Genomic DNA, 21,220 nt, shown 5'->3' on the forward strand with positions numbered 1-21,220 from the left:
CCTAGCCTGCGGAGGAAACCCGCAAGTGCGTCCAGAACACCCCCAGGAGCCCCGCATGAACGCTGTCCCGCAGGAGCGGCGCGTCGTCACCACCATCCCCGGCCCGAAGTCGCAGGAGCTTCAGGCCCGTCGTCTCGACGCGGTCGCCGGTGGCGTGGGCTCCACGCTGCCCGTCTTCACCAAGCGCGCGGGCGGCGGCATCATCGAGGACGTCGACGGCAACCTGCTGATCGACTTCGGCTCCGGCATCGCCGTGACGTCCGTGGGCGCCTCCGCCGAGGCCGTCGTGCGCCGCGCCTCCGCGCAGCTGCAGGACTTCACCCACACCTGTTTCATGGTGACGCCGTACGAGGGTTACGTGGAGGTCTGCGAGGCCCTGGCCGAGCTGACCCCGGGCGACCACGCCAAGAAGTCCGCGCTGTTCAACTCGGGCGCCGAGGCCGTCGAGAACGCGGTCAAGATCGCCCGTTCGTACACCAAGCGCCAGGCCGTCGTCGTCTTCGACCACGGCTACCACGGCCGCACCAACCTCACCATGGGCATGACGGCGAAGAACATGCCGTACAAGCAGGGCTTCGGCCCGTTCGCGCCCGAGGTCTACCGCGTGCCGGTCGCCTACGGCTACCGCTGGCCCACCGGTGCCGAGAACTGCGGCCCCGAGGCCGCCGCGCAGGCGATCGACAACATCACCAAGCAGATCGGCGCCGAGAACGTCGCCGCGATCGTCATCGAGCCGGTGCTCGGCGAGGGCGGCTTCATCGAGCCGGCCAAGGGCTTCCTGCCGGCGATCGTGAAGTTCGCCAACGACAACGGCATCGTCTTCGTCGCGGACGAGATCCAGGCCGGCTTCTGCCGTACCGGCCAGTGGTTCGCCTGTGAGGACGAGGGCATCGTCCCGGACCTCATCACCACCGCCAAGGGCATCGCGGGCGGTCTGCCGCTCGCCGCCGTGACCGGCCGCGCCGAAATCATGGACTCCGTGCACGGTGGCGGCCTGGGTGGCACCTACGGCGGCAACCCGGTCGCGTGCGCCGGTGCGCTGGGCGCCATCGAGACCATGAAGGAGCTCGACCTCAACGGCAAGGCCAAGCGCATCGAGGAGGTCATGAAGGGCCGCCTCACGGCCATGCAGGAGAAGTTCCCGATCATCGGCGACATCCGCGGCCGTGGCGCCATGATCGCCATCGAGCTCGTGAAGGACCCGGCGACCAAGGAGCCGTTCGCCGAGGCCGCCGCCGGGCTCGCCAAGTACTGCCACAACGAGGGCGTCCTGGTCCTCACCTGCGGCACCTACGGCAACGTGCTGCGCTTCCTGCCGCCGCTCGTCATCGGCGAGGACCTGCTCAACGAGGGTCTGGACGTCATCGAGGCCGCGCTCGCGCAGATCTGACGTCGGTTCACCGGACCGATGATCGGACGGACGGACAGCGGCTTCTGACACCCCGTGTGAAGAAGCTGTGGGGGGCCGATGGCGGGATGGAGTTCCTGCTGTCGGTCCCCACTTCCGTGCCGTACGGTTTCCGCAGATGAGAGAAACACCCCGGGCGGAGCCTCCCCAGCCCCGCCCACACCGTGCCGTCGCGCACACCGCCGGAGCCCTGGGCACCGGAACTCCTCACCGATCGGATGGCCGCCCGCCCCACACCCCCCGGGGCGCGCGGCAGTCCGGTCCAGGCGACCGCCCCGGAACCACCCCCCCTGTTCCGGGGCGGCCGGCTGTCTTCTGGTCGCTCGTCACCCTCGCCGTCGTAACGTGGCAGGTTCTCATCCACGGCGCGCTCGCCCGCCTCGACGAACGCCTCTCCCGCGCCCTGGTGGACTCCGTCCCGCGCGGCCTGAGCGAATCCGCCGCCGACCTCGGCAACATGAGCGTCGCCCTGCCGGTGCTGGCCTGCGCCATGGCGTACGCCGTCCGGCGCGGCCGGCGCGCCGCCGCCCTCTGCGCGGGTCTGGCGATGGCCCTCGTCCCGCTCCTGGTCGTCCCGCTGAAGCTCTGGACGGCCCGCCCCGGCCCCCTCGAACCCTGGGCGCAGGGCTACTACCCCTCGGGGCACACCGCGACCGCGATGGTGGCGTACGTCGGCGCCGCCCTGCTCGTCTCCAGGCGCCTGCTCCCCCTCGCCGTCCTGCTGACGGCCGTGACCGCCACCGGCCTGGTGCTGCGCGGCTTCCACTGGCCCCTCGACGTGCTGGCATCGGTCGCCCTGTGCCTGCCGCTGCTGCGCTGGCCCGTCGTCGCCGCACGGTACCGTCGCCCTCCAGGCACCTGAGACACGCACGGGAGAGCAGATGACGATCCACCGCCCCGGCCTGCCGGCCGACCTGCCGGCCCCCGAACTCCTCTGGACGCGCTGGGCGCTGAACGCCGTGGTCCGCGCGACGACCGCGGCCGAGAGCGAGGGTGTCCACCGGACCGGTGTCTGGATCGACGCCGAGGGGTTGCATCTCGACGACTGCGGTTGCACCTGGTGGACGTTCTCGCGGATGGGCGAGGGCCGTTACGTGCTCTACGGCGAGGACGAGTCCAGCGCCTGCAAGTGGTACGAGCCTCCGGTCGACATGCTGGCGGGCGGCCCCGACTGGCTTCCGTACGAGGAGCTGCGCTACCGGCTCACCGGCAACGAACTGGGCTGCGTCTACTGGTACGAGAACGGGGCCTGGGCCCGCGCCGCGTACCCCGGCGACCTCGACGACGACGGCCTCGACTGCGGGATGAGCCGGTTCGTCGAGCGGGGCGAGGCGCTGGGCCTGCTGGCGGATCTCGTCGCGTACGACCGGCCGGCGGCGGAGATCCTCATGGCCGCCGCCGAGGAGGGCCGGCTGACGCCGGACCTGCTGGCGTCGCACGTCGTGGCGGAGGACCGCGGCGACCCGGACCTTCCGGCGATGGTCCGGGCGCTGCGGCGGTCGGGGCTCGACCGGGAGGCCGCGGCGGGTCAGCTCCAGCCGTAGGCGTCGAAGTTGCGGCTGAACTCCCACTGGTTGTAGCGGTCCCAGTTGATCGACCAGGTCATCAGGCCGCGCAGGGCGGGCCAGGTGCCGTGGGTCTGGTAGCTGCCGCAGTCGGTCTTCCTCGTCAGGCAGTTGAGGGCCTTGTTCACCTCGGCCGGGGTGGTGTGGCCGTTGCCCGCCTGGGTGGAGGCCGGGAGGCCGATGGCGACCTGGTCGGGGCGCAGGGCCGGGAAGACGCGGTCGGTGTTGCCGGCGACCGGGAAGCCGGTGAGCAGCATGTCGGTCATGGCGATGTGGAAGTCGGCGCCGCCCATGGAGTGGTACTGGTTGTCGAGGCCCATGATGGAGCCCGAGTTGTAGTCCTGGACGTGCAGCAGGGTGAGGTCGTCGCGCAGGGCGTGGATGACCGGGAGGTAGGCGCCGGCGCGCGGGTCCTGGCCGCCCCAGGGACCGGATCCGTAGTACTGGTAGCCGAGTTGGACGAAGAAGGTCTCCGGGGCCATGGTGAGCACGAACGTCGGGCCGTACTTGGCCTTGAGGGCCTTCACGGCCGAGATGAGGTTGACGACGACCGGGCTGGTCGGGTTGCGGAAGTCGGTGTCGCCGGTCTGGAGCGCGAGGGAGTGCCCCTCGAAGTCGATGTCCAGACCGTCCAGGCCGTAGTCGTCGATGATCTTCGACACCGAGGCGACGAAGGTGTCACGCGCGGCGGTGGTGGCCAGCTGGACCTGCCCGTTCTGGCCGCCGATGGAGATGAGGACCTTCTTGCCCGCGGCCTGCTTGGCCTTGATGGCGGCCTTGAAGTCCGCCTCGGACTCGACGTTCGGACACTCCGTCACGGGGCACAGCCTGAAGCGGATGTCACCGGAGGTCACCGAGGTCGGCTCGCCGAAGGCGAGGTTGACGACGTCCCAGGAGTCGGGGACGTCGGTCATGCGGGTGTATCCGGAGCCGTTGGCGAAGCTGGCATGGAGATAGCCGACGAGGGCGTGGGCGGGCAGCTGTCCGCCGGGGTTGCCGCCGCCCCCCGAGGTGGTGGTGACGGCGACGGCGGCCGACCTGGCCGACTCGCCCGCGCTGTTCGCCGCCGAGACCTGGAAGCTGTAGGCGGTGGCGGGCGCGAGACCGGTGGCGGTGTACGAGGTGCCGGTGACGGTCGCGAGCAGAGCGCCGGACTTGTACACCTTGTAGGAGTCGGCGCCGGCGACGGCCGGCCAGGTCAGCGTCACCGAGGTGGAGGTGGGCGCGCCCGCGGTGAGGCCGGTGGGGGTGGCGGGTGTCCGGACCGGGTCGCCGCCGGGGCCGAGCAGGGAGAGGTCGTCGGCGACGTAGGCGCCGGTGCCGTACCAGCCGTGGGTGTAGATCGTGACCGAGCTCGTCGAGGGGCCGGTGGTGAAGGTACTGGTGAGCCGCTGCCAGTCGGGGGCGGACTGGGTCCAGGTGGAGACGTCGGTGGTGCCGGTGCCGGAGGCGCCGAGGTAGACGTAGCTGCCGCGGACCCAACCGCTCAGCGTGTAGGTGGAGTTCGGCTTGACGGTGACGGTCTGGGAGCACTTGGCGTTGTCGCTGCCGGCCGGGGTGGCCTGCAGGGCCTTCGCCCCGGCGTGCACGGGGCTGCCGACGACGGCGCCGCTGCCGGCGGTGCAGCTCCAGCCGTCGAGTCCGGACTCGAAGCCTCCGTTGCGGGCGAGTTCGGTGTCGGCGGCGTGGGCCGAGGGGGTCAGCGCCACGAGGCCGCCGGCGGCGAGCAGGCCCGCCAGGGCGAGGGTCAGGGGTCTGGTGCGGTCCACAACTGCCTCCGGGCATGGGGGGAATCGAGTGGAGCGCGCCACAGCATGGTCCAGACCAATCGAGTGGTCAAGACCTCTGCACGGAAGGCACCTCCGGTCAGACCGCTCCGATCCCCCCTCCCCCGCGGGCGAGCAGGGCCGCGGCCTCGTGCATCGCCCGTTCGAGCAGCGCGGTGTCCGTGAGCGTGCCGGCCGCGTCCGGCGCCACCAGCCAGCGCACGCCGCCCGCCACCCGGCCGGGATGCGGGACGACGATCCAGGACCCGGCACCTGCACCGCGCACCCCGGTGCCGAGCCAGCGCGCGGCGGTGCCCGGCGGCACGAAGAAGCCCGTCCGGGCGTCGTCGAGGTCACCCAGGACCGGACCGGGCCGGTCCACGAGCCGGGCCAGCACGTCGAGGGTGGGACGCCCGAGCGGGGCCGGCAGGATCAGCACGTCCCAGCGGCGGCCGGCGGGCAGCAGCGCGACCCCGTGCGGATTGCGCTCCCACTCCCAGCGGCAGGCCTCGGGGTCCGGCGCGACCGAGGCGAGCCACTCCACCACGGCCCTGACCGCCGGCCCGCCGCCCGGACCGCCACCCGAACCCGCCCCGAGTCCCGAACCCGTCCCCGTACCCGTCATCACGAAAGCCCTCTCTCCGCAGGGACCCGCCGCTTGCGGTGTCCACACGGAGAGAGGGCGCTCCCTCGCGACTATGACGCGGGTTCCTTTACCCGCGAGTTGTGACCTGCGTCACACCACCAGGGTCAGCTGTCGAAGCCGAGCCCCAGTCGGTCCATGGTCTTCAGCCACAGGTTCCGTCGTCCGCCGTTCTCGTCGGCGCGCGCGAGCGACCACTTGGTGAGCCCGATGCCCGCCCAGGCGATCGGCTCCGGCGGGAACGGCAGCGGCTTGGACCGCACCATCTCCAGCTCGGTCCGTTCGGTCCGCTCCCCGGCCAGCAGGTCCAGCATCACGTCCGCGCCGAAGCGGGTCGCGCCCACGCCGAGCCCCGTGTAGCCGGCCGCGTACGCCACCTTGCCCTGGTGCGCCGTGCCGAAGAAGGCCGAGAAGCGCGAGCAGGTGTCGATCGCGCCGCCCCAGGCGTGACTGAAGCGCAGGCCCTCCAACTGCGGGAAGCAGGTGAAGAAGTGCTGGGCCAGCTTGAGGTACGTCTCCGGGCGGTGGTCCATCTCCGCCGCCACCTTGCCGCCGAAGCGGTAGACGGCGTCGTAGCCGCCCCACAGGATGCGGTGGTCGGCGGTGATCCGGAAGTAGTGGAACTGGTTGGCGGAGTCGCCGAGTCCCTGCCGGTTCTTCCAGCCGACGGCGGCCAGCTGCTCGGCGCTCAGCGGCTCCGTCATCAGGGCGTAGTCGTACACCGGGACGGTGTAGTGCCGCACCCGCTTGACCAGCGAGGGGAAGACGTTGGTGCCGAGGGCGACCCGGCGGGCCGCGACCCGGCCGTAGGGGGTGCGCACGGCCATGCCGCCGCCCGCCGGGACCAGGTCGAGCGCCGGGGTGTTCTCGTAGATCCGCACGCCCAGGTCCTGGCAGGCCCGCTTGAGCCCCCAGGCCAGCTTCGCCGGGTTCAGCATGGCGACGCCGCGGCGGTCCCAGAGGCCGCCCAGGAAGGTCGGCGAGTCGACCTCGGCGCGGAGCGCGTCGCGGTCCAGGAGCTCCAGGCCGCCGGCCAGCCCGAGCCGGTCGGCCTCCTCGTACACCTCGTGGAGCTCGTCGACCTGATAGGCCTCGGTGGCGACGTCGATCTCGCCGGTGCGCTCGAAGTCGCAGTCCAGCGCGTAGCGGGAGACGGCCTCCTCGATGGCGTCGAGGTTCTGCTCGCCCATGCGCTCCAGCTTGGCGAGCTCGCCCGGCCAGCGGGCGAGTCCGTTGCCGAGGCCGTGTGTCAGCGAGGCGGCGCAGAAGCCGCCGTTCCGGCCCGAGGCGGCCCAGCCCACCTCGCGGCCTTCGAGCAGGACGACATCCCGGGAGGGGTCGCGCTCCTTGGCGAGGAGCGCGGTCCACAGTCCGCTGTAGCCGCCGCCCACCACGAGCAGGTCGCACCGCTCGGGGCCGGCGAGGGCGGGCAGGGCTCCGGGCTTGCCGGGGTCTTCCAGCCAGAAGGGGACGGGCTGGGCGTCGGAGAGAGATTGTGCAGCGAGACGCATGGCGACTGGGGCCATGGTTTCCAACTCCTTCGGTGCCTGACCGGCTGCCGGTCAGGCCGTTGCTGTCTTCTTACGCCGGTTCGTAACGATTTGCCCGGCCACGACCACCAGTACCGCAAGGACGAACATCGCGGTGCCGATGACGTTGATCTGAACGGGGGTTCCGCGCTGTGCCGAGCCCCAGACGAACATGGGGAAGGTCACGGTGGAGCCCGCGTTGAAGTTGGTGATGATGAAGTCGTCGAACGACAGCGCGAAGGCGAGCAGCGCGCCGGCCGCGATGCCGGGCGCCGCGATCGGCAGCGTGACCCGCAGGAAGGTCTGCACCGGTCCCGCGTAGAGGTCGCGCGCGGCCTCCTCCAGGCGCGGGTCCATGGACATCACGCGCGCCTTGACCGCCGTCACGACGAACGACAGACAGAACATGATGTGGGCGATCAGGACCGTCCAGAAGCCCAGCTCGGCGCCCATGTTCAGGAACAGGGTGAGCAGCGAGGCGGCCATGACGACCTCGGGCATCGCCATCGGCAGGAAGATCAGCGAGTTGATCGCGCCGCGCGCCCGGAAGCGGTAGCGGACCAGCGCGAAGGCGATCATCGTGCCGAGGACGACCGCGCCGACGGTCGCCCACGCGGCGAGCTGGAGCGAGAGCGTGAGCGACTCGCACATGTCGGCGACGCCGCAGGGGTCCTTCCAGGCGTCCAGGGAGAATTGCTGCCACGCGTAGTTGAAGCGCCCGTTCGGTTTGTTGAACGAGAACACCATGACCACGACGTTCGGCAGGATCATGTAGGCGAGCGTGAGCAGGCCCGCGATCACGACGAGGTGCTGTCGGATCCAACGCATCAGACCAGGTCCTCCGTTCCCGCCCGGCGGATGTAGACGGTGACCATGAGCAGCACGATCGCCATGAGGATGAACGACAGGGCGGCGGCCGTCGGATAGTCCAGGACCCGCAGGAACTGCGACTGGATGACGTTGCCGACCATCTTGGTGTCGGTCGAGCCGAGCAGTTCGGCGTTGACGTAGTCACCGCTCGCCGGGATGAAGGTGAGCAGCGTGCCGGAGACGACGCCCGGCATGGAGAGCGGGAAGGTCACCTTGCGGAAGGTGGTGGCGGGCGAGGCGTAGAGGTCCTGCGCCGCCTCGTGCAGCCGGCCGTCGATCCGCTCCAGGGAGGTGTAGAGCGGCAGGATCATGAAGGGCAGGAAGTTGTACGTGAGACCGCAGACCACCGCCATCGGGGTGGCGAGCACCCGGTCGCCCTCGGTCCAGCCGAGCCAGCCGGTCACGTCGAGGACGTGCAGCGTGTTGAGCGCGTCGACGACCAGGCTGTCGTCCGCGAGGATCGTCTTCCAGGCCAGCGTGCGGATGAGGAAGCTGGTGAAGAACGGCGCGATGACGAGGACGAGCAGCAGGTTCCGCCAGCGCCCGGCCTTGAAGGCGATCAGGTACGCCAGCGGGTAGCCGAGCAGCAGGCAGAGCAGGGTCGCGGTGCCCGCGTAGAGCAGCGAGCGGACGAACTGCGGCCAGTACTCCTGGAAGGCGTCCCAGTAGGTCTGGAAGTGCCAGGTGACCTCGAAGCCCTTCTCCAGCGAGCCGGTCTGGACCGAGGTCGAGGCCTGGTAGACCATCGGCAGCGCGAAGAAGACCAGCAGCCACACGATGCCGGGCAGCAGCAGCCAGTACGGCACCAGCCGCTTGCGCGTGGAGGGCTTGCGCAGCACCGGCTCCTCGGCCGGCGGCGCCGCCTCCTCCTTCACGAGGGTCGCGCTCATACCCCGTCTCCTTCGTTCGCTTCTCCGCCCGCGAGGCTCGGAGGCCCGGGCATCGTCGTCGGCTGCGGGCCGGTGGCCCCGTGTGCGTCGCTCACAGGGAGTCCTCCACCGTCTCCACGCCCGCGTCGATGTCCTGGGCGGCGTCGAGGCCGAAGGTGTGCGCCGGGTTCCAGTGCAGGACGACCTCGGCGCCCGGCCGCAGCCGCGCGTCCCTCTCGACGTTCTGCTCGTAGACCTGGAGCTCCGCGCCGGCCGGCGAGTTCACCACGTACTGGGTGGAGACGCCGATGAAGGAGGAGTCGGCGATCCGGCCGGTGACCCGGTTGCGGCCGTCGGCTATCTCGCCCGCGTCGTCGGCGTGCGCCAGCGAGATCTTCTCGGGGCGCACGCCCACGAGCACCTTGCCGCCCACGCGGACGGCGTCCGTACAGCGCTCGCCGGGGACGCGGAGCTTGCTGCCGCCCGCGGTGGCCAGGACGTCGGAACCGGTCTCGACGACCTCGGCCTCGATCAGGTTCGAGGTCCCGAGGAAGTTGGCCACGAAGGTCGTCTGCGGGTTCTCGTACAGATCGGCGGGGGCGCCCAGCTGCTCGACCCGGCCGCCGTTCATCACCGCGACCTGGTCGGCCATGGTCATGGCCTCCTCCTGGTCGTGGGTGACGTGGACGAAGGTGATGCCGACCTCGGTCTGGATGCGCTTGAGCTCCAGCTGCATCTGGCGGCGCAGCTTGAGGTCGAGCGCACCGAGCGGCTCGTCGAGCAGCAGGACCTGCGGGTGGTTGATGAGGGCGCGGGCCACGGCGACGCGCTGCTGCTGGCCGCCGGAGAGCTGGTGCGGCTTGTGCCGGGCCTTGTCGCCGAGCTGCACGAGCTCCAGCATGTCGTCGACCTGCTTCTTCACCGACTTGATGCCGCGCCGGCGCAGGCCGAAGGCGATGTTCTCGGTGATGTCCATGTGCGGGAAGAGCGCGTAGGACTGGAAGACGGTGTTCACCGGCCGCTTGTACGGCGGGAGGTCGGTGACGTCGCGGTCGCCGAGGAAGACGGTGCCCGTCGTCGGGTCCTCCAGACCGGCGATCATGCGCAGCGTCGTGGTCTTGCCGCAGCCGGAGGCGCCGAGCAGGGCGAAGAAGGAGCCCTGCGGGACCGTCAGGTCGAGGGGGTGCACGGCGGTGAAGGAGCCGTAGGACTTGCTGATGCCGGTGAGTCGGACGTCGCCGCCGGTGTTCTTGTCAGTCATGGGTTGCGGTCCCGGTGTTGGTGAGGGAGTGGACGACGGACTCAGGCGCCGATGAGCTTGGCGAACTTCTCCTCGTACGCCGTCTCCTCCGCGCTGCTGAGCGAGCGGAAGGCGTGCGACTTCCTGGCCATCGCCTTGTCGGGGACGATCAGCGTGTTGTTCGCGAGCGCGGGGTCGATCTTGGCGAGCTCGTCCTTCACGCCGTCGACCGGGCACACGTAGTTGATGTACGCGGCGAGCTGCGCGGCCACCGGGAGCTCGTAGTAGTAGTCGATGAGCTTCTCGGCGTTGGCCTTGTGCCGGGCGTTGGCCGGGACGAGCAGGTTGTCGCTGGACGTGATGTAGCCGGCGGACGGGATGGCGAACCTGATGTCCGGGTTGTCGGCCTGGAGCTGGATGATGTCGCCGGCCCAGGCGAGGCAGGCCGCGAGGTCGCCCTTGTCGAGGTCGGAGGTGTAGTCGTTGCCGGTGAAGCGGCGTATCTGCTTCTTGTCGACGCCCTTCTGCAGCCGTCCCAGGGCGGCGTCGTAGTCGGCGTCGGTGAAGGAGCCGGGGTCCTTGCCCATGTCGAGCAGCGTCATGCCGACCGAGTCGCGCATCTCCGTCAGGAAGCCGACGCGCCCCTTGAGGGCCGGGTCGTCGAGCAGCTGGGAGACGGAGTCGACCTTCTTCCCGCCGGTCGCCTTCACGTTGTAGGCGATGACGGTGGAGATGCCGGTCCAGGGGTACGAGTAGGCCCGGCCCGGGTCCCAGTCGGGCCGCCGGAACTGCGTCGACAGGTTGGCGTACGCGTTGGGCAGGTGCGCCGCGTCGAGCTTCTGCGCCCAGCCCAGCCGGATCATCCGGGCGGCCAGCCAGTCGGTCACGCAGATCAGGTCGCGGCCGGTGTCCTGGCCGGCCGCGAGCTGCGGCTTGATCTTGCCGAAGAACTCGACGTTGTCGTTGATGTCCTCGGTGTACTTGACCTTGATCCCGGTCCGCTTGGCGAAGGCTTCCAGCGTGGGGCGGGACTTCTCGTCCTCGCCGACGTCCATGTACTCGGTCCAGTTGGAGAAGTTCACCGTCTTCTCCTTGGCCGAGAAGTCGGTGGAGGCGGGGCCGCCCTGCCCGTCCCGCTTGGCGGGCGGGATGCCGCAGGCGGTCAGGCCGGCGAGCCCGCCGACGGTGAGGGCGCCGACGCCGCCCGCCCGCAGCAGCGAGCGGCGGGTGAGCGCGCCCCGGCCGCTCAGGAGGCTGCGCCGCATCGCCGCTGTCTGCGCGGCGGACAGGCTGTCCGACTGGTACTGCTCCATGCGCTGTGCCCTTTCGGGATGGGTTCGCCGCTGGTCGAACGGCTCTCGGCTATCGGTCCCCGAAGATCGTGCGGTGCCAGTCCTTGGCCGCCACCGCCGTGTTGTCGTACATCACGTGCTTGACCTGCGTGTACTCCTCGAAGGAGTACGCCGACATGTCCTTTCCGAAGCCGGAGGCCTTGTAGCCCCCGTGCGGCATCTCGCTGATGATCGGGATGTGGTCGTTGACCCAGACGCAGCCGGCCTTGATCTCGCGGGTGGCCCGGTTCGCCCGGTAGACGTCGCGGCTCCAGGCGGAGGCGGCGAGTCCGTACGGGGTGTCGTTGGCGAGCCGGATGCCCTCGTCGTCGCTGTCGAAGGGCAGGGCCACCAGGACCGGTCCGAAGATCTCCGACTGCACGACCTCGCTGTCCTGCGGGGCTCCGGTGATCAGGGTCGGCCGATAATATGCGCCGTCCTTCAGGTCGCCGCCAGGGGCTTCGCCGCCGGTGACGACCGTGGCGTAGCCGCGGGCCCGCTCCACGAAACCGGCGACCCGGTCGCGCTGCGCGTGGCTGATGAGCGGGCCGAGGTCGGTGGACGGGTCGAACGGGTCCCCCAGCCGCACCGACTCCATGAGCTCGGCGACCCGCGCGACGAAGGCGTCGAAGAGCGGGCGCTGCACATAGGCCCGGGTCGCGGCGGTGCAGTCCTGCCCGCTGTTGATGAGCGAGGCGGCGACGGCGCCGTGGGCGGCGGCCTCCAGGTCGGCGTCGTCGAAGACGACGAACGGCGCCTTGCCGCCCAGTTCCAGGTGGAGCCGCTTCAGGGTGGAGGTCGCGATCTCCGCGACCCGCTTGCCGACCGGGGTGGACCCGGTGAACGAGGTCATGACGACGTCCGGGTGCCCGACCAGGTGCTCGCCGGCGACCCGGCCGGCTCCGGTGACCACGTTGACGACACCGTCGGGGATCCCGGCGTCCGTCGCGGCCTGCGCGAACATCAGCGAGGTCAGCGGCGTCAGCTCGGCCGGCTTCAGCACGATGGTGTTGCCCGCGGCGATGGCCGGAAGGATCTTCCAGGCCGCCATCTGCAGCGGGTAGTTCCACGGCGCGATGGAGCCGACCACGCCGATCGCCTCACGCCGGACGTACGAGGTGTGGTCCCCGCTGTACTCCCCGGCCGACTGTCCCTGGAGGTGCCGGGCGGCGCCCGCGAAGAAGGCCGTGTTGTCCACGGTCCCCGGCACGTCGAACTCGGTCGTCAGCTTGAGGGGCTTGCCGCACTGGAGGGACTCCACCCGGGCGAAGTCGTCCGCCCGCTCGGCCAGCAGTCCGGCGAACCGGTGCAGGGCGTCCGACCGCTCGCCGGGGGTGGCACCCGCCCAGCCGGGGAACGCCGCCTTGGCGGCGGCGACGGCCGCGTCGACGTCGTCCGTCGAGGCGAGGGTGTACGTGTAGACGATCTCCCCGGTCGCCGGGTCGATGACGCTGTGCCGGTCCTCCGAGGTCCCGGGGCGGAGCCGCCCCCCGATGTACTGCGCGCCGTCCGCGAAACGGTCCGACACCTGGAAGCGGTTGCCCATCACGCTCTCCGTTGTTCCAGCTCGAGTTGAGTGCCGATCCTGACAGAGGGCACCAGGTCCAACAAGGGATTCCGTTGTTGCCTTTTGGTTACGCGACGGAATCGGTCGACCAAGTGTCGAGGACGGCGGGAAATTGCCGTACGGACTGTCCGTGGCAACTGAAACAGTGGCATGCATGAGCGAACTGGAACGACTGAAGGAGCAGGTCAGACGCGGCGAGCCACTCAAGTGGCTGCACTTCTGGGGTCATCGTCCGCGCCCTGACGGACAGCTCTCGGCGAGCTGTCTCAGCCAGTGGTGGCCCTCACCGTTCGTGGTGGACGGCGTGCGGTACGCGACGGCGGAGCACTGGATGATGGCCGGGAAGGCGCGGCTCTTCGGCGACGCGGAGGCGGAGGCGGCGGCCCTCTCCGCGCGGTCGCCCGCGGAGGCGAAGAAGGCGGGCCGGCTGGTCCGGAACTTCGACGAGCGGACCTGGGCGGAGCGGCGCTACGACATCGTCGTGGCCGGCAGTGTGCACAAGTTCGCCTCGGACGAGGCACTCCGTTCGTATCTGCTCGGCACGGGTTCCCGCGTCCTGGTGGAGGCGAGCCCCCTCGACCGGATCTGGGGCATCGGTCTGGCGGCGGACGCCCCGGAGGCGTGGCACCCCGACCGCTGGCGGGGCCTGAACCTGCTGGGCTTCGCGCTCATGGAGGCGCGCAAGCGGCTGCGGTGATCCCGGTCACGGCTCGGGCGGGCGAGAGGGGACCGGGCTGCCCTGATGGGCGGCGCGGGCCGCGTCGAATGGGCGGGCTGCCCTGACGGGCGGCGCGGGCCGCGTCGAAGGGGGCGGGCCCGCGACGCGGGACGGGCGGGACGCGGGGAGCGGCCCCCGCGCCGCCCCCGTGTCACCGGGCCCGGGCGTCCTGTCCGCGCGCGTCGACGACCAGGGACGTGGCCCAGGGGTCGTCGGAGCTGTCGCTCAGGGAGTCCTCGTTGGCGATGGCCCAGATGATGAAGCCCAGGAAGACCGAGCTCACCAGGGCGCCGATCGCGCCGAGCACGATGCCCGCGATCGCCATGCCCCGGTTGGTCGCCTCGCCCCGGTTGGCCTTCTTGAGACCGATGACGCCGAAGATCAGCGCCAGGATGCCCAGCACCGTCCCCAGACCGTAGAAGCAGAAGCCGACCACGGCGATGATGCCGAGCACCATGGCCGCGGTCCCCATGCCGTTGGAGGGCGACGCCCCCCAGCCCGGCTGCCCGTACCCCGCTCCGTAGCCGCCGTACGGCGACGGCGGCGCGGCCGGATAGCCGTACCCCGGCTGCTGCGGCGCGGCGGGCGCGGTCGGGTAGCCGAAGCCGCCCCCGGGCGCGGCCGGCGGGGGCGGGAGCTCGACGCCGGGCATCGACGCCACGGTCGGCTGGTTGTGCACGGGCGGCGGCACGGCCCCGCCCGGGGTGCCCGCTGCGGGCTTGCTCAGTTCGACGCCGTCCTGGTTCGGCGGCGCCCACGGGTCCACCGGCTGGTCGTTGTTCTCGGACATGGGCCTCCCCCATCGTGGTCACGCCATGCTACGACCTCGTCCTTCCGGGGGAAGGTCCCGGCCTACGATGACGTGATGACCGACCTGCATTCCTTCATCGCCGGGCTTCCCAAGGCCGAGCTGCACGTCCACCACGTGGGCTCCGCCTCGCCCCGGATCGTCTCCGAGCTGGCCGCCCGGCACCCGGACTCCAAGGTCCCGACGGACCCGGACGCCCTCGCCGACTACTTCACCTTCACCGACTTCGCGCACTTCATCGAGGTCTACCTCTCCGTCGTGGACCTGGTGCGCACCCCCGAGGACGTACGGCTGCTGACCTACGAGGTCGCCCGGGACATGGCCCGGCAGAACATCCGCTACGCGGAGCTGACCATCACCCCGTACAGCTCCACCCGTCGCGGCATCGACGAGCACGCCTTCATGGCGGCGATCGAGGACGCCCGCGTGGCGGCGGAGAAGGAGCTCGGCGTGATTCTCCGCTGGTGCTTCGACATCCCCGGCGAGGCGGGCCTGGAGGCGGCGGAGGAGACCGCGCGCCTGGCGGTCGACCTGCACCCGGAGGGCCTGGTCTCGTTCGGCCTCGGCGGCCCGGAGATCGGCGTGCCGCGTCCGCAGTTCAAGCCGTACTTCGACCGGGCCCGCGCGGCCGGCCTGCGCTCCGTCCCGCACGCGGGCGAGACCACGGGCCCTCAGACGATCTGGGACGCCCTGAACGACCTGGGCGCGGAGCGCATCGGTCACGGCACCAGCTCGGTCCAGGACCCGGAGCTCCTCAAGCATCTGGCCGAGCACCGCATCGCCCTGGAGGTCTGCCCGACCTCCAACATCGCCACGCGCGCGGTGGAGCGCCTGGAGGACCACCCGCTCAGGCAGATGGTGGAGGCCGGCGTGCTGGTGACGATCAACAGCGACGACCCGCCGATGTTCGGCTCCGACCTGAACAACGAGTACGCGGTCGCCGCCCGGCTGCTCGACCTGGACGAGGGCGGTCTGGCCGCCCTCGCGAAGAACGCGGTCGAGGCCTCCTTCCTGGACGAGGCCGGCAAGGCCCGCATCATCGAGGAGATCGACACGTACACGGAGCAGTGGCTGGCGCGCTGAACCTCAGCAGAATGAGGGCATGGCCCCTCTCACTGTCGTAGCCCACCGCGGTGACCCCTACCGCGTCCGCGAGAACACCATCCCCTCGGTCCTGTCGGCGATCGCGCGGGGCGCGGACGCGGTGGAGGTCGACGTCCGGCTCACCAAGGACGGCGTCCCGGTGCTGCTGCACGACGACACCCTGAAACGCCTCTGGGGCCACGAACGGCCGCTCACCTCCCTCACCGTTTCGCAACTGGCGGAGCTGACCGACGGCGGGGTGCCGACCCTCCGCGAGACCCTGATCGCCGCCGGTGCGGGGCGGCTGATGCTGGACCTGCCGGGCGGGGACGCGGGCTCGGTCCGCACGATCGTGGGCACGGTCCGCGAGTGCGGTGCCGGCGAGCGCGTCTACTACTGCGCGGGCGGCACGGCCATGCTGCACGTCCGGGCCGCGGACCCGAACGCGGAGATCGCGCTGACCTGGAACAGCGTGGCCCCGCCCCGCCCCGTCCTGCTCGACGCGGTGCGCCCCAAGTGGCTCAACTACCGTTTCGGGCTGGCCGGTCGACAGCTCGTGGACCGGGTGCACCGGGACGGACTCCTCGTCTCCGTCTGGACACCGGACACGAAACGCAACATGCGTAAGCTGATCCGGAACGGAGTCGACTCGATCACGACCAATCGCGTCGACGCGCTGACGGCCGTACTGCGAAAGGTCCGTGAATGACCGACAGGATCCGCACCGACATCGCGCACAACGCCCGTGTGTGGAACTACTGGCTGGGCGGCAAGGACTACTATCCGGTGGACCGGGCCGTCGGCGACCAGGTGACGTCGTTCCACCCGAGCATCGGGGCCGTGGCCCGAGCGGACCGGGCCTTCCTGGGGCGGGCGGTGACCCACCTGACGGCCGACGCGGGGATGCGCCAGTTCCTGGACATCGGCACGGGGCTGCCGACGGCCGACAACACCCACGAGGTGGCCCAGCGGGTCGCCCCGGACGCGCGGATCGTCTACGTCGACAACGACCCGATCGTCCTGACCCACGCCCGGGCGCTGCTCACCGGCTCGGCGGAGGGCGCCACGGAGTACGTGGACGCGGACGCCCGCGACCCGGAGAAGATCCTGGCGGCGGCCGCCCGGACGCTCGACCTGTCGCGGCCGGTGGCGGTCCTGATGCTCGGCATCCTCAACTTCGTCCTGGACACCGACGAGGCCCGGGCGATCGTACGGACCCTGATGGCCGCGGTCCCCTCGGGCAGCCATCTCGTGCTGACCCACCCGACGTACGACGCCGACCTCGGCGGGGAGGCGAACGTGGCCGCCATGGAGTTCTGGAACACCCACGCGACCCCGCCGATCACGGCGCGCGGCCGGGAGGAGTTCGCGGGCTTCCTGGAGGGCCTCGACATCCTGGAACCCGGCATCGTGTCGTGCGCGCGCTGGGGCGCCCCGGACGCAGCCGAGGTGGCGCAGTTCGGCGCGGTGGGCCACAAGCCGTAATGCGGGAGGGGGGAAGACGGCGGATCGGGGAGCTCCGCGGCTGGGCCGCGGCCAATCCGTGGGCCGTCGACATCGGGCTGGCGCTGCTCGTGCAGGCGGCCATGACCATGCCGTTCGTGGTGCCGCGCCCGCCCGAGCTGGAGCCGGCGACCTGGCCGGCGTACGGGCTGACCACCCTCATGGTCGTGCCGCTGGTGTGGCGGCGGCGGGCGCCGCTGGCGGTGCTCCTGGCGATGCTGGCGGCCAGTGCGCTCTACCGGCTCGCCCTGGAGGGCCCGGGACAGCCGCTGCCGTACACCGGACTGGTGAGCGTCTACACGATCGCCGTGCTGTCACCGCCGTGGAAGCGCCTGGTGACGGGGCTGCTGATGCTGGTCGCGGTACCCGTCTCGGTCTGGCTCAACACCCAGTCGGCGCGCGAACTGACCTTCTCCCTCTTCGTGTTCGGGGCCGCGTACGTCTTCGGCCGGCTCACGGAGGCCCGGCAGCGGGAGCACCGGGTCGAGGCGGAGCGGGCCGCGGCTCGTGAACGGGCCCGGATCGCACGGGAGATGCACGACATCCTGTCGCACGCGGTGAGCCTGATGATCGTGCAGGCGGAGGCCGGCCCGCCCGCGGTGCGGGTGGCGCCCGAGCGGGCGGAGGCGGCCTTCGACGCGATCTCCGAGACGGGCCGTGACGCCATGGTGCAACTGCGCGGCATGCTGGGGCTGTTGCGGGACGAGGGCTCGTCCGCCGCGCCCCGGGACCCGCAGCCGGGCATCGGCGAACTGCCGGGTCTCGTCGAGCGGGTGCGGGGCGGAGGGCTCGACGTGCGGTACGCGACGGAGGGCACCGTGCGCCCGCTGCCCGCCGCGACCGGGGCGACCGTGTTCCGGATCGTGCAGGAGGCGCTGACGAACGTGGTCAAGCACGCGCGGGCCGGCTCGGTGTCGGTGCGCCTCGGTTACGGCCGGGGCGAGGTGGAGGTCCGGGTGACGGACGACGGGCGCGGGCCGCGGCCCGGGGGTGCCGGCGGACACGGCCTGATCGGCGTGCGCGAGCGCGCGGCCGCCCACGGCGGTACGGCGTCGTCCGGGCCGGGCCCGGACGGGCGGGGTTTCGAACTGCGGGCGGTGCTCCCGCTGGAGGAGCGGGACATGCGGAAGGTGCGGGGATGACGCTGCGCGTGGTGGTGGCGGACGACCAGGAGCTGGTGCGCAGCGGTTTCGCCCTGATCCTCGACGTCCAGGAGGACATCGAGGTCGTGGCCGAGGTCGGCGACGGCGCCGAGGCCGTGGCGGCGGTGCGGCGGCACCGGCCCGATGTCGCGCTCCTGGACATCCGGATGCCCCGGATGGACGGCATCGAGGCGTGCCGGATCATCTCCGCCGAGTCCTCCTGCCGGACGGTGATGCTGACGACCTTCGACTCGGACGAGTACGTGTACGAGGCGCTGCACGCGGGCGCCAGCGGCTTCCTCCTGAAGGACGTGCGCAGGGACGACCTGGTGCACGCGGTGCGGGTGGTGGCCGGGGGCGAGTCGCTGCTGGCCCCGTCGGTGGCCCGGCGGCTCGTGGAGCAGTACACCTCCGGCGGTCCCCGGCGGACCGATCCGCGGCTGGACGTGCTGACGGCGCGGGAGCGGGAGACGCTGCTGCTGCTCGCGCGGGGCCTGTCGAACGCGGAGATCGCGGCCGAGCTGGTGGTGAGCGACCACACCGTGAAGACGCACGTGGGGAACGTGCTCGCGAAGCTGGGACTGCGGGACCGGATCCAGGCGGTGATCTGCGCGTACGAGACGGGCCTCGTCGCGGCGGGCGCTCCCCCGGCCGGGGGAGGCGGCGGCGCGGGTGCCTCCCCCGGGCGGGCGAGAAACTAGGCGGGCACAGACCGCCGGTGCGGGCGATCCGCGGATCGCCGCAGGTCAGCAGGATGGAGCCATCGAGAACAACGGTTCACACCCACGGAGTCGACCATGAGGAACACCACCCGCACCCTGCTCGCCACCGCCCTGGTCCTGGGCGTCGCCGCGGGCCCCGCGGTGCTGCCGGCGGGCGCCGCGCCCCTCGCTCCGGCGGTCGCGGCACCGGCCGCCGCCCCCTTCGCCGGGCTGGAGGCGGCCGTCGCGGGCCTCCCGTCGGAGGACGCGACGGCGGCCCTGGTCCGGGTCGGCGGCTCGGAGGGCGCCTGGCAGGGCAGCGCCGGTGTGCACGACGTGAAGTCCCGCCGTCCGGCGGACCCGGGCGCCCGCTTCCGGGCCGGCTCGGTGACCAAGGTGTTCACCGCGGCGGTCGTCCTGCAGCTGGCCGGGGAGGGCCGGATCGACCTGGACCGCTCCGCCCGCTCGTATCTGCCGGAGTTGATCCCGGCCGCGTACGAGGGGGTCACGGTACGGCAGTTGCTCAACCACACCCACGGCATCCCGGCCGCGAACCTGCCGGGCGAGACGGTCGAGGAGTGGTACGCGCGCCGCTTCGTCACGTACGACCCGCGGGACCTGGTGCGCTCGGCGACCTCGCAGCCGCGCGAGTTCGCTCCCGGCGAGAAGCAGCACTACCTGAACATCGGCTACACGATCGCCGGCCTGATCGTCGAGCGCGTCACGGGCGAATCGTACGAGCACCAGGTCACGGCGCGGGTGCTGCGGCCGCTCGGCCTGCGCGACACGTACCTCCCGGGCACGAGCCCGCGGATCGAGGGCCGGCACAACCACGGCTACCAGCGGATGCGGCTGGAGGACGGGACGACCGGCCTGCGCGACGTCAGCGTGTGGGGCGCGACGGACGGTTGGGCGGCCGGCGACCTGATCTCCACCACCGCGGACCTGGAGCGGTTCACGAAGGCCCTGTTCGCCGGGCGGGTGGTGCGCAGACCGCTCCTGGAGGAGATGTTCACGCTGCCGAAGGTCGCGGACGTCACGACCGGCGCCCCGGCCGCTTACGCGGTGGGCCTGTCGATGAAGAAGCTGGGCGGGCGCGAGGTGTGGGGCAAGACGGGCGGCCGCTGGGGCTACAACACGGCCATCGCCTCGACCCGCCACGGCGAGCGGACCCTCGTCTACAGCGTCAACTCCACCGACGCCAAGGGCAAGGACATGAACAAGGTCGCCATGAACATCATGCTGGCGACGTACGGCCTGCCGTCGAAGTGACCACGGGAGCGGTCTCCAGCGCTTCGAGGCGCTTGATCAGCCGGCGTACGACGAGCAGCGGCAGGATGCCGAGGACCCCGAAGGACATGTCGATCACCGACCACCAGAAGGGGATGCCGCGGACCGGTCCGCAGATCAGGGCGAGCGGGACGATCCCGACGCAGGCGATCATGCCGAACTCGATCACCCAGATGTTGCGGACCGGGTCGCGGTAGGGCCCGTAGAAGGCGACGGCGATGACGAGGTGGGCGAAGGCCAGCCAGTCGGTGCCGTAGAGCAGGTACGGGGCCTGCGCGTCGGCCCCTTCGAGCCCGGTCCGTACCCGGGTGATCCACTCGGCGAGGCCGGGGAGGGCGTCGGCGACGGGGGCGGCCCAGGAGGCCAGGGCGCCGTCGAGCAGCCGCAGTTCGGTGACCAGCGGGAAGGCGGTGGCCCCGCTGAGCACCAGACAGACGATGAAGACGACCAGCCAGACGCGGATGCGCTTGAGGAGGGCTCTCGGCCCGTTCGTGTCGCTCATGAGGGCAGCGTACGCCCACCATGAACGCGTTCAAAAACGGGGGGCGACCTTTCGCGCCACGGTGTGCGAGAGGACCGTGGCGCCCGCCGCGACGGCCAGCCCGGTGACCACGTCCCGGGCCCGCGCGGGCCGCAGCACCCCGGCCCGCCTAAGCCGGCCGCGGGCCCACAGGGTGAAGGGGACGACGAGGAGCGGCGAGGTGACCGAGCCGGGCGTGACCCCGCGCACGGCGGCCGCCTGGGCGAGGTGGACCAGACCGTGCAGCCCGAAGCCGTTCAACGCCCCCTGGTAGAAGGCGGACCGCCCGCCCGAGCGCCCGCCGGCGACGGCGGCCGAGCCGACGACCACCGCCATCACCACGACGGCGGCCCGGAACTCGCGGTCGTCCACCGAGCCGGCCGCCCGCCACACCTGTTCCGGCACCCCCGGGAAACGCTCCTTCAGCCGCGGCAGGTTCTCCCGCAGCCAGCGCGGCCCGAAGGCCACCTCCTCTGCGTCGTGCAGCGCCCAGGCGGCGAACAGGCCATAGGTGACGAGGGGGTTCAGTTCATGATCCATACCCGCCCAACTCCCGCACCACGCGCTTCGGTTCCCCGGAACGGCGGAACCGGGCACGCGGTGAGGGGGTGAGGCGGTCGGACGGCCGGGCGATCACGGGTCACGCGTCACGGGTCACGGGTCACGC

Annotated in this window: 21 protein-coding genes; 10 read left to right on the plus strand and 11 right to left on the minus strand. The window is 71.5% G+C overall.

Annotation, left to right across the window (positions count from 1 at the left end; genetic code table 11):
- Positions 1-55 precede the first annotated feature (55 nt).
- The 3 genes from gabT to ACIRQF_RS17035 all read left to right on the plus strand — a co-directional run bounded on the left by gabT (position 56) and on the right by ACIRQF_RS17035 (position 2,952).
- Positions 56-1,390 (plus strand): 4-aminobutyrate--2-oxoglutarate transaminase, encoded by a 1,335-nt coding sequence (gene gabT, locus ACIRQF_RS17025; RefSeq protein ID WP_376637516.1) that lies wholly within the window; start codon positions 56-58, stop codon positions 1,388-1,390.
- A gap of 424 nt (positions 1,391-1,814) precedes the next feature.
- Positions 1,815-2,270, plus strand: coding sequence for a phosphatase PAP2 family protein (locus tag ACIRQF_RS17030; protein ID WP_404092988.1), 456 nt, complete (start codon positions 1,815-1,817; stop codon positions 2,268-2,270).
- A gap of 19 nt (positions 2,271-2,289) precedes the next feature.
- Entirely contained in the window at positions 2,290-2,952 is a 663-nt protein-coding gene (locus ACIRQF_RS17035; protein ID WP_382478024.1) for a hypothetical protein, read from the plus strand.
- Here the strand turns inward: ACIRQF_RS17035 and ACIRQF_RS17040 are convergent.
- From ACIRQF_RS17040 to ACIRQF_RS17075, 8 genes are all read right to left on the minus strand, one after another.
- The gene (locus ACIRQF_RS17040; protein ID WP_404092990.1) at positions 2,937-4,742 is read right to left on the minus strand and encodes a chitinase; all 1,806 of its coding nucleotides are present in this window, start codon (positions 4,740-4,742) and stop codon (positions 2,937-2,939) included. The two genes, ACIRQF_RS17035 and ACIRQF_RS17040, sit on opposite strands and share 16 nt — an antisense overlap.
- 97 nt (positions 4,743-4,839) lie before the next feature.
- On the minus strand, positions 4,840-5,364 hold the full coding sequence (locus ACIRQF_RS17045; protein WP_404092993.1) for a hypothetical protein: 525 nt from the start codon (positions 5,362-5,364) through the stop codon (positions 4,840-4,842).
- Between the two features lie 125 nt (positions 5,365-5,489).
- A complete protein-coding gene (locus ACIRQF_RS17050) occupies positions 5,490-6,908 on the minus strand; it encodes an NAD(P)/FAD-dependent oxidoreductase (protein ID WP_404092995.1) in 1,419 nt (472 codons plus the stop codon).
- Positions 6,909-6,944: 36 nt separating this feature from the next.
- Positions 6,945-7,739 (minus strand): ABC transporter permease, encoded by a 795-nt coding sequence (locus tag ACIRQF_RS17055; RefSeq protein WP_382478020.1) that lies wholly within the window; start codon positions 7,737-7,739, stop codon positions 6,945-6,947.
- Positions 7,739-8,671, minus strand: a complete 933-nt coding sequence (locus tag ACIRQF_RS17060; protein WP_376638804.1) for an ABC transporter permease — start codon at positions 8,669-8,671, stop codon at positions 7,739-7,741. Before ACIRQF_RS17060 ends, ACIRQF_RS17055 begins: the two co-directional genes overlap by 1 nt.
- Before the next feature lie 91 nt (positions 8,672-8,762).
- Entirely contained in the window at positions 8,763-9,911 is a 1,149-nt protein-coding gene (locus tag ACIRQF_RS17065) for an ABC transporter ATP-binding protein (RefSeq protein ID WP_376638805.1), read from the minus strand.
- A gap of 41 nt (positions 9,912-9,952) precedes the next feature.
- Positions 9,953-11,203, minus strand: a complete 1,251-nt coding sequence (locus ACIRQF_RS17070) for a PotD/PotF family extracellular solute-binding protein (protein ID WP_382478016.1) — start codon at positions 11,201-11,203, stop codon at positions 9,953-9,955.
- A gap of 49 nt (positions 11,204-11,252) precedes the next feature.
- The gene (locus tag ACIRQF_RS17075; RefSeq protein ID WP_404093001.1) at positions 11,253-12,767 is read right to left on the minus strand and encodes a gamma-aminobutyraldehyde dehydrogenase; all 1,515 of its coding nucleotides are present in this window, start codon (positions 12,765-12,767) and stop codon (positions 11,253-11,255) included.
- A gap of 175 nt (positions 12,768-12,942) precedes the next feature.
- Between ACIRQF_RS17075 and ACIRQF_RS17080 the strand changes: the two genes are divergently transcribed.
- Positions 12,943-13,485: an NADAR family protein gene (locus ACIRQF_RS17080; RefSeq protein WP_382478012.1), complete on the plus strand. Its 543-nt coding sequence runs from the start codon at positions 12,943-12,945 to the stop codon at positions 13,483-13,485.
- 172 nt (positions 13,486-13,657) lie between these two features.
- Here the strand turns inward: ACIRQF_RS17080 and ACIRQF_RS17085 are convergent, their stop codons facing one another.
- A complete protein-coding gene (locus ACIRQF_RS17085; protein ID WP_376636513.1) occupies positions 13,658-14,296 on the minus strand; it encodes a DUF4190 domain-containing protein in 639 nt (212 codons plus the stop codon).
- A 75-nt stretch (positions 14,297-14,371) separates the two neighbouring features.
- On the opposite strand from ACIRQF_RS17085, the gene ACIRQF_RS17090 reads away from it, so the two are divergent.
- The 6 genes from ACIRQF_RS17090 to ACIRQF_RS17115 all read left to right on the plus strand — a co-directional run bounded on the left by ACIRQF_RS17090 (position 14,372) and on the right by ACIRQF_RS17115 (position 20,015).
- The gene (locus ACIRQF_RS17090) at positions 14,372-15,397 is read left to right on the plus strand and encodes an adenosine deaminase (RefSeq protein ID WP_382478010.1); all 1,026 of its coding nucleotides are present in this window, start codon (positions 14,372-14,374) and stop codon (positions 15,395-15,397) included.
- Positions 15,398-15,416: 19 nt separating this feature from the next.
- On the plus strand, positions 15,417-16,106 hold the full coding sequence (locus tag ACIRQF_RS17095) for a glycerophosphodiester phosphodiesterase (RefSeq protein WP_404093005.1): 690 nt from the start codon (positions 15,417-15,419) through the stop codon (positions 16,104-16,106).
- On the plus strand, positions 16,103-16,882 hold the full coding sequence (locus ACIRQF_RS17100) for an SAM-dependent methyltransferase (protein WP_404093008.1): 780 nt from the start codon (positions 16,103-16,105) through the stop codon (positions 16,880-16,882). Before ACIRQF_RS17095 ends, ACIRQF_RS17100 begins: the two co-directional genes overlap by 4 nt.
- Positions 16,882-18,042: a sensor histidine kinase gene (locus ACIRQF_RS17105; protein ID WP_404093010.1), complete on the plus strand. Its 1,161-nt coding sequence runs from the start codon at positions 16,882-16,884 to the stop codon at positions 18,040-18,042. Before ACIRQF_RS17100 ends, ACIRQF_RS17105 begins: the two co-directional genes overlap by 1 nt.
- On the plus strand, positions 18,039-18,743 hold the full coding sequence (locus ACIRQF_RS17110) for a response regulator (RefSeq protein ID WP_389752252.1): 705 nt from the start codon (positions 18,039-18,041) through the stop codon (positions 18,741-18,743). Before ACIRQF_RS17105 ends, ACIRQF_RS17110 begins: the two co-directional genes overlap by 4 nt.
- Before the next feature lie 96 nt (positions 18,744-18,839).
- Positions 18,840-20,015 carry a serine hydrolase domain-containing protein gene (locus tag ACIRQF_RS17115; protein WP_404093013.1) on the plus strand — a complete coding sequence of 392 codons (1,176 nt, stop codon included), beginning with the start codon at positions 18,840-18,842 and terminating at the stop codon, positions 20,013-20,015.
- Here ACIRQF_RS17115 and ACIRQF_RS17120 read toward each other — a convergent pair.
- Together ACIRQF_RS17120 and ACIRQF_RS17125 are read right to left on the minus strand one after the other, a co-directional pair.
- Positions 19,981-20,535: a hypothetical protein gene (locus tag ACIRQF_RS17120; protein ID WP_389752256.1), complete on the minus strand. Its 555-nt coding sequence runs from the start codon at positions 20,533-20,535 to the stop codon at positions 19,981-19,983. The two genes, ACIRQF_RS17115 and ACIRQF_RS17120, sit on opposite strands and share 35 nt — an antisense overlap.
- Positions 20,536-20,565: 30 nt before the next feature.
- Positions 20,566-21,093 carry an HXXEE domain-containing protein gene (locus ACIRQF_RS17125; protein WP_404093015.1) on the minus strand — a complete coding sequence of 176 codons (528 nt, stop codon included), beginning with the start codon at positions 21,091-21,093 and terminating at the stop codon, positions 20,566-20,568.
- Positions 21,094-21,220 lie beyond the last annotated feature (127 nt).

This window comes from Streptomyces sp. NPDC101191, from assembly GCF_044767915.1.
Classification (GTDB): domain Bacteria; phylum Actinomycetota; class Actinomycetes; order Streptomycetales; family Streptomycetaceae; genus Streptomyces.

What these genes read in the sequence shown, in the direction of transcription:
- ACIRQF_RS17070 (WP_382478016.1), bottom strand. Translation starts at nt 11,203, where the DNA reads ATGGAGCAGTACCAGTCGGACAGCCTGTCCGCCGCGCAGACAGCGGCG.
- ACIRQF_RS17060 (WP_376638804.1), bottom strand. Translation starts at nt 8,671, where the DNA reads ATGAGCGCGACCCTCGTGAAGGAGGAGGCGGCGCCGCCGGCCGAGGAG.
- ACIRQF_RS17115 (WP_404093013.1), top strand. Translation starts at nt 18,840, where the DNA reads ATGAGGAACACCACCCGCACCCTGCTCGCCACCGCCCTGGTCCTGGGC.
- ACIRQF_RS17100 (WP_404093008.1), top strand. Translation starts at nt 16,103, where the DNA reads ATGACCGACAGGATCCGCACCGACATCGCGCACAACGCCCGTGTGTGG.
- ACIRQF_RS17085 (WP_376636513.1), bottom strand. Translation starts at nt 14,296, where the DNA reads ATGTCCGAGAACAACGACCAGCCGGTGGACCCGTGGGCGCCGCCGAAC.
- ACIRQF_RS17105 (WP_404093010.1), top strand. Translation starts at nt 16,882, where the DNA reads ATGCGGGAGGGGGGAAGACGGCGGATCGGGGAGCTCCGCGGCTGGGCC.
- ACIRQF_RS17050 (WP_404092995.1), bottom strand. Translation starts at nt 6,908, where the DNA reads ATGGCCCCAGTCGCCATGCGTCTCGCTGCACAATCTCTCTCCGACGCC.
- ACIRQF_RS17125 (WP_404093015.1), bottom strand. Translation starts at nt 21,093, where the DNA reads ATGGATCATGAACTGAACCCCCTCGTCACCTATGGCCTGTTCGCCGCC.
- ACIRQF_RS17055 (WP_382478020.1), bottom strand. Translation starts at nt 7,739, where the DNA reads ATGCGTTGGATCCGACAGCACCTCGTCGTGATCGCGGGCCTGCTCACG.
- ACIRQF_RS17095 (WP_404093005.1), top strand. Translation starts at nt 15,417, where the DNA reads ATGGCCCCTCTCACTGTCGTAGCCCACCGCGGTGACCCCTACCGCGTC.
- ACIRQF_RS17045 (WP_404092993.1), bottom strand. Translation starts at nt 5,364, where the DNA reads ATGACGGGTACGGGGACGGGTTCGGGACTCGGGGCGGGTTCGGGTGGC.
- ACIRQF_RS17035 (WP_382478024.1), top strand. Translation starts at nt 2,290, where the DNA reads ATGACGATCCACCGCCCCGGCCTGCCGGCCGACCTGCCGGCCCCCGAA.
- ACIRQF_RS17075 (WP_404093001.1), bottom strand. Translation starts at nt 12,767, where the DNA reads ATGGGCAACCGCTTCCAGGTGTCGGACCGTTTCGCGGACGGCGCGCAG.
- gabT (WP_376637516.1), top strand. Translation starts at nt 56, where the DNA reads ATGAACGCTGTCCCGCAGGAGCGGCGCGTCGTCACCACCATCCCCGGC.
- ACIRQF_RS17120 (WP_389752256.1), bottom strand. Translation starts at nt 20,535, where the DNA reads ATGAGCGACACGAACGGGCCGAGAGCCCTCCTCAAGCGCATCCGCGTC.
- ACIRQF_RS17090 (WP_382478010.1), top strand. Translation starts at nt 14,372, where the DNA reads ATGACCGACCTGCATTCCTTCATCGCCGGGCTTCCCAAGGCCGAGCTG.
- ACIRQF_RS17065 (WP_376638805.1), bottom strand. Translation starts at nt 9,911, where the DNA reads ATGACTGACAAGAACACCGGCGGCGACGTCCGACTCACCGGCATCAGC.
- ACIRQF_RS17080 (WP_382478012.1), top strand. Translation starts at nt 12,943, where the DNA reads ATGAGCGAACTGGAACGACTGAAGGAGCAGGTCAGACGCGGCGAGCCA.
- ACIRQF_RS17110 (WP_389752252.1), top strand. Translation starts at nt 18,039, where the DNA reads ATGACGCTGCGCGTGGTGGTGGCGGACGACCAGGAGCTGGTGCGCAGC.